The 6,372-nt window shown below is 65.1% G+C and carries 5 protein-coding genes; all 5 read left to right on the top strand.

What is annotated here, in order from left to right; all coding sequences use genetic code 11:
• Positions 1–689: IS1595 family transposase (locus tag GM672_RS21435; RefSeq protein ID WP_155472565.1), on the top strand; the 689-nt coding region annotated here is incomplete at its 5' end.
• A gap of 135 nt (positions 690–824) precedes the next feature.
• Positions 825–1,859: a LacI family DNA-binding transcriptional regulator gene (locus tag GM672_RS21430; protein ID WP_155472564.1), complete on the top strand. Its 1,035-nt coding sequence runs from the start codon at positions 825–827 to the stop codon at positions 1,857–1,859.
• Between the two features lie 150 nt (positions 1,860–2,009).
• On the top strand, positions 2,010–2,828 hold the full coding sequence (gene map, locus GM672_RS21425; protein WP_155472568.1) for a type I methionyl aminopeptidase: 819 nt from the start codon (positions 2,010–2,012) through the stop codon (positions 2,826–2,828).
• A 26-nt stretch (positions 2,829–2,854) separates the two neighbouring features.
• Positions 2,855–5,458, top strand: a complete 2,604-nt coding sequence (locus GM672_RS21420) for a [protein-PII] uridylyltransferase (protein WP_155472563.1) — start codon at positions 2,855–2,857, stop codon at positions 5,456–5,458.
• Positions 5,458–6,207: a pseudouridine synthase gene (locus GM672_RS21415; RefSeq protein ID WP_188915876.1), complete on the top strand. Its 750-nt coding sequence runs from the start codon at positions 5,458–5,460 to the stop codon at positions 6,205–6,207. The genes GM672_RS21420 and GM672_RS21415 overlap by 1 nt, the downstream gene beginning before the upstream one ends.
• The last annotated feature ends 165 nt before the right edge of the window (positions 6,208–6,372 follow it).

The raw sequence follows: 6,372 nt of genomic DNA, 5'->3' as shown, positions 1-6,372 counted from the left end.
TTATCCGGCTGCGCGAGAAATGGTTGCCGTTCCTGCAGTGCATGTTGGGTTCGATGACGGTACGCGCGGCAGCGGAAACAACCGGCATTCACCGCAACACGAGCTTTCGCTGGCGCCACCGCTTTCTCGCCATGGCCAAGGACGACCGGCCCAAGCCCTTGAGCGGCATCGTCGAGGCCGACGAAACGTATTTATTGGAATCGCAGAAGGGCGCGCGTCACATGACGCGTCCGCCCCGGCGGCGCGGCGGCCACGCGAAAAAGCGCGGCATCAGCGGCGAACTGGACTGCATCCTGGTGGCGCGAGACCGGCAAGGCCGCACTTGCGATTTCGTCCCGGGGCGCGGGCCCGTCACGGTAGCGCAGTTGCAGCAGCATTTATTACCCGTGCTGGACAAGGCCGTGCTGCTGGCGACCGATGCGGCGACAGCCTATCGGGATTTTGCGAAAGATCACGGCATCGCACACCGGGCCGTCAATTTGCGCCAGGGCGAGCGGGCGCTGGGGGAAATCCATGTCCAGAACGTGAACCGGTATCACGCCGTGTTCAAGAGCTGGCTGATCCGCTTCCACGGCGTGGCGAGCCGCTACCTGCCCCACTACCTGGGCTGGATTCACGGGCTCGACTGTCGGCACCTGAGCACGCCGCAGCAATTTTTACGGGCTGCATTGTTCCCGGCAGGAAGCTAAATGCCGGTGAGACAGTTCACCGCGACCGGGTGACAGCGCCTAAAAAAAGCCCGGGAAGCCGGGGTCGGACCCGGCCGGGCCGCCCCCGGCCGCGGGGTCTCGCGGTAAAATCCTCGTTTCTCAGCAACGAAGACCATGGACCCCGTGCCCCCCTTACCCGACCAGCCCCGCATCACCAACGCCACCCTGTCCGACGTGGCACGCGCGGCGGGCGTGTCGGCCATCACGGTGTCGCGCGCGCTGAACCAGCCGCACCTGGTGCGGCCGGGCACCCTGGCCAAGATCCAGGCGGCCGTGCGCGAGACGGGCTATGCCAAGAACCGCGCACCGGCCGAACATGGGACGGACCGCAGCAAGCTGGTCGCCCTGATCCTGCCGACTGTGGCCAACCCCATCTTCGCCGACATGGTGCAGGCCGCCAGCGACAAGCTGACGGACGCGGGCTACCAGCTGCTGCTGGGCCTGGCCAGCTACGAAGTATGGCGCGAGGAGATCCTCGTCGAGACAGTGCTGAGCCGCCGGCCGGACGGCATCATCCTGACGGGCACCTTGCACTCGGATAACACGCGCCGGCGCCTGCAGAGCATCAGCATTCCCATCGTCGAGACGTGGGACCTGACGCCCTTCCCCATCGACATGCTGGTGGGCTTCTCGCACGAGGAAGTGGGCAACACGGTGGCCGCGCGCATGCTGACCAAGGGCTACCGCCGCTTCGCCATCCTGACGGCCGACGATCCCCGCGCCAGCCGACGCCACCTGGGACTGCAGGCGGCGCTGGGACGCCAGGGCATCGAGGTGGTCGCCACCGACGTCGTGCCCACGCCGGCCAGCCTGCAACTGGGCCGCGAAGGCTGCGCGCGCCTGCTGGCCCGGCATCCCGATATCGAACTGGTGATCTGCAGCTCCGATACGCTGGCCCAGGGCGCGATGACGGAAGCGGTCAGCCGCGGCCTGCGCATTCCCGACGACCTGGCCATCCTCGGTTTCGGCGACTTGAATTTCGCCGCCCACACCTACCCGCCCCTGTCGAGCGTGCGCGTGGACGGCAGCCTGATCGGGGCACTGGCAGCCCACGCCATCGTCGAGCGCCTGACGGGCGTGCCGCCAGCGAAGCGCATGCCGGCCGTGACGGACACGGGTTTCCAGCTGATCGAACGGGGCAGTACCTGAGTCCGTTCTGACCCGCGTTGTGGCTTTTTGCTGAGAAAGCGCAAATTCTTACCCTGAATCAACAATCGGGCGCCAGCCCGCGCCGTGGGCCTCGTTTATAATCCTCCCTTGCAACGGGCATTCGCCCTTACCGAATACGATCCGAACAATATGGCCATTTCCATCAAGACCCCCGAAGATATCGAAGGCATGCGCATCGCCGGCCGCCTGGGTTCCGAAGTCCTCGACTACATCACGCCCTTCGTCAAGCCGGGTGTCACCACCGGCGAGCTGGACCGCCTGTGCCACGAGTACATGACGAACGTGCAAGGCACCGTGCCCGCACCGCTGAATTACGCGCCGCCCGGCTACACACCGTATCCGAAGGCCATCTGCACCTCCGTCAACGACGTCATCTGCCACGGCATCCCGGGCGACAAGGTGCTCAAGAACGGCGACGTGGTCAACCTGGACATCACCATCATCACGAAGGACGGCTACCACGGCGACAACAGCCGCATGTTCTATATCGGCGAGCCGTCGATCCTGGCGAAGCGCCTGACGGAAGTGACCTACGACTGCATGTGGCTGGGCATCGCCCAGGTGCGTCCGGGCGGTCACTTCGGCGATATCGGCCACGCCATCCAGGTGCATGCGGAAAAGGCCGGCTACAGCGTCGTGCGCGAATTCTGCGGCCACGGCATCGGCAAGGTATTCCACGAAGAGCCGCAGGTGCTCCACTACGGCAAACCCGGCACGGGCGACGAGCTGAAACCGGGCATGATCTTCACGATCGAGCCGATGATCAACGCCGGCCGCCGCGACATCCGCGAAATGAACGACGGCTGGACCATCAAGACGAAGGACCGCAGCCTGTCGGCCCAGTGGGAACACATGGTGCTGGTGACGGAAACCGGTTACGAGGTGCTGACCCTGTCGGCCGGCTCGCCGCCGCCGCCCGCCTTCATCACCGACGCCAAGGCGGCCTGACGTTTCCGCCACCACGCCCCACGCTCATGTCCAGCCTTGCCCCCAGCCCGAACAGCGCGCAGCCGCGCGAGCAGCTGCGCAGCCAGTTGAAGGCGCGCCTGAAGTCGGACCGCTCCGTCGTCATCGCCACGTTCAACGAAGACGGCAAGCCGGAAAAGCTGCTGCGCGGCCTGCGCCAGAGCGTTGACGCCGTGCTGGCCCAGGCCTGGGAAGAAGCGGGCCTGCCGCATGAAACGGCGCTGGTGGGCGTGGGCGGCTACGGCCGGGGCGAACTGTTCCCCAATTCCGACGTGGACGTGCTGATCCTGCTGCACAAGCCGCCCGGCGAGGACACGCGCAGGAAGCTGGAGGAATTCGTCCAGCTGCTGTGGGACCTGGGCCTGGAAATCGGCAGCAGCATCCGCACCATCGACGAGTGCCTGGTCGAGTCGAAGGCCGACATCACGGTGCAAACGAGCCTGCTGGAAGCGCGCCTCGTGACGGGCAACCAGCAGCTGTTCGAGCAGCTGCAGCAGGCCTACGACGCGGCCATGGACCCGCAGGCCTTCTTCCATGCGAAGACGTCGGAAATGCGCCAGCGCCACGCCAAGTACGAGGACACGGCCTTTTCGCTGGAGCCGAACTGCAAGGAAAGCCCGGGCGGCCTGCGCGACCTGCAGGTGATCCTTTGGGTGGCGCGCGCGGCCGGACTGGCCAGTTCGTGGCGCACCCTGGCCACGCGGGGCCTGATCACGCAGACCGAGGCACGCCAGCTGATGGAGAAGGAACGGGCCTTCAAGGACATCCGCGTGCGCCTGCACCTGCACGCGGGCCGCCGTGAAGACCGCCTCGTGTTCGACGTGCAGACGGCCGTGGCCGAAAGCCTGGGCCTGCATTCGACCGGCAGCGGCATCCACATGCGCCGTGCCAGCGAATACCTGATGCAGCGCTACTACTGGGCCGCCAAGACGGTCACGCAGCTCAATACCATCCTGCTGCAGAACATCGAGGCGCGCCTGTTCCCGCAGGACGACGACCCGCAGCCCATCAACGCCCGCTTCAACGAAGTGAACGGCTTCATCGACATCAGCGCCGACGACGTGTTCGAGAAGACGCCGTCGGCCATGCTGGAAATCTTCGTGCTGATGACGGAGCGCCCGGCGCTGAAGGGCATTACGGCCCGCGCCACGCGCGCGCTGTGGCACGAGCGCTTCAAGATCGACGGACGCTTCCGCGCCGACCCCGTCAACCGGGCATACTTCCTGCGCATCCTGCAGGCACCGGTCGGCATCATCCACGCGCTGCGGCGGATGAACGACTTGTCCATCCTCGGCCGCTACCTGCCGAACTTCCGCAAGATCGTCGGCCAGATGCAGCACGACCTGTTCCACGTCTACACGGTGGACCAGCATATCCTGATGGTGGTGCGCAATATGCGCCGCTTCACGATGACGGAGCACGCCCACGAGTACCCGTACTGCAGCCAGCTGATGGCGAACTACCCGCAGCACTGGCTGCTGTACGTGGCCGCCCTGTTCCACGACATCGCCAAGGGCCGCGGCGGCGACCATTCGAAGCTGGGCGTGGCCGACGTCGTGCAGTTCTGCCAGGACCACGGCATGAGCGGCGACGAGACGGAGCTGGTGGCCTTCCTCGTCGAGCAGCACTTGCTGATGTCGCAGGTGGCGCAGAAGCAGGACCTGTCGGACCCGGACGTCATCACGGCCTTCGCGAGGACCGTGCGCGACGAGCGGCACCTGACGGGCCTGTACCTGCTGACGGTGGCCGATATCCGCGGCACCAGCCCGAAGGTGTGGAACGCATGGAAGGCCAAGCTGCTGGAAGACCTGTACAAGATGACCCTGCGCGTGCTGGGCGGCGAGCCGCCGTCGGCCGACAGGGAGCTGAAGAACCGCCAGCAGGAAGCGCTGGCCACCCTGCGCCTGTACGGCCTGCCGCCGGACGCGCACGAGCCCCTGTGGCAGCAGCTCGACATGGCCTACTTCCTGCGCCACGATTCGTCGGACATCGCCTGGCAGACGCGCGCACTGTACGACCGTTTAAACAGCGACAAGCCGGTGGTGAAATGCCGTCTCGCGCCCATCGGCGAAGGCCTGCAGATCGCCGTCTACATCCGCGACCAGCCGGATTTGTTCGCCCGCATCTGCAGCTATTTCGACCGCAAGAACTTCAGCATCCTCGATGCGAAGATCCACACGACGCGGCACGGCTACGCACTCGACACCTTCCTCGTGACGGAGCAGAGCTTCGCCAAGAGCTACCGCGACATCATCAGCCTGATCGAGCACGAGCTGTGCGACCTGCTCATCTCGGGCGGGCCGCTGCCGACCCCGGCCCGGGGCCGCCTGTCGCGGCTGTCGCGCACCTTCCCGATCCAGCCGACCGTGGACCTGCGGCCGGACGAACGGGGCCAGTTCTACCTGCTGTCCGTGGCGGCCAACGACCGCACGGGCCTGCTGTACTCCATCGCCAACGTGCTGACCAACTACAAGGTCAACCTGCACACGGCGAAAATCATGACGCTGGGCGAGCGGGTCGAGGACGTGTTCATCGTCGACGGCGCCGCGCTGGCCAACACCCGCACCCAGCTGCAACTTGAAACCGACTTATTGGAAGCCTTGAAAGTCTGATGTCTGAAGAACTGTTACGCCTGTCAAAGCGCATGTCCGAACTGGGCCTGTCCTCCCGCCGCGAGGCCGACGAATGGATCGCCAAGGGCTGGGTGCGGGTGGACGGCGTGGTCGTCTCCGAGCTGGGCACGAAGGTCTACCCCAGCCAGAAAATCACGGTGGAACGCCAGGCCGCGGCCGAGCAGTCCAAGCGGGTGACGATCCTGATCAACAAGCCGATGGGCTATGTGTCCGGCCAGGCCGAGGACGGCTACACGCCGGCGGTGGCGCTGATCAAGCCGGAGAACCGCTGGGCGGAGGACAAGTCGCCCGAGCAATTCCACCCGACCCAGCTGCGCAGCCTCGTGCCGGCCGGCCGCCTCGATATCGATTCCGTGGGCCTGCTGGTGCTGACGCAGGACGGCCGCGTTGCCAAGCACCTCATCGGCGAGACGACCGACATCGACAAGGAATACCTCGTGCGCGTGCAGTACACTAAGCCGGGTACCTTGCCGGATGCCGACCTGAAGAAGCTCAATTTCGGCCTGTGGATGGACGGCAAGCCGCTGAAGGCAGCCAAGGTGCGGTGGCAGAACGAAGACCAGCTGAGCTTTACTTTACGGGAAGGCAAGAAGCGCCAGATCCGCCGCATGTGCGAAATGGTGGGCCTGCATGTGGTCGGCCTGAAGCGCGTGCGCATCGGCAAGGTGAAATTAGGCGAATTACCAACAGGTCAGTGGCGTTATTTGTTGCCTGAGGAAATCTTCTAATCCTAAAAGCAACTAAGTTGTTTCCTACTCATTGAGTTCACTGTATTCTCTTCGACATAACGCATGAAAGCACCTGCCCAAAACCGTCGCAGCCGTGCCACCCTGCTCAATACCATGGCAGTGCGGACCTTCTCCGCCCAGCGTCGTCCGAAATGGACGGCCTCC

Source organism: Pseudoduganella buxea, from assembly GCF_009720835.1.
Lineage (GTDB): Bacteria > Pseudomonadota > Gammaproteobacteria > Burkholderiales > Burkholderiaceae_D > Rugamonas > Rugamonas buxea.
This window is presented reverse-complemented; position numbering and strand designations above follow the sequence as displayed.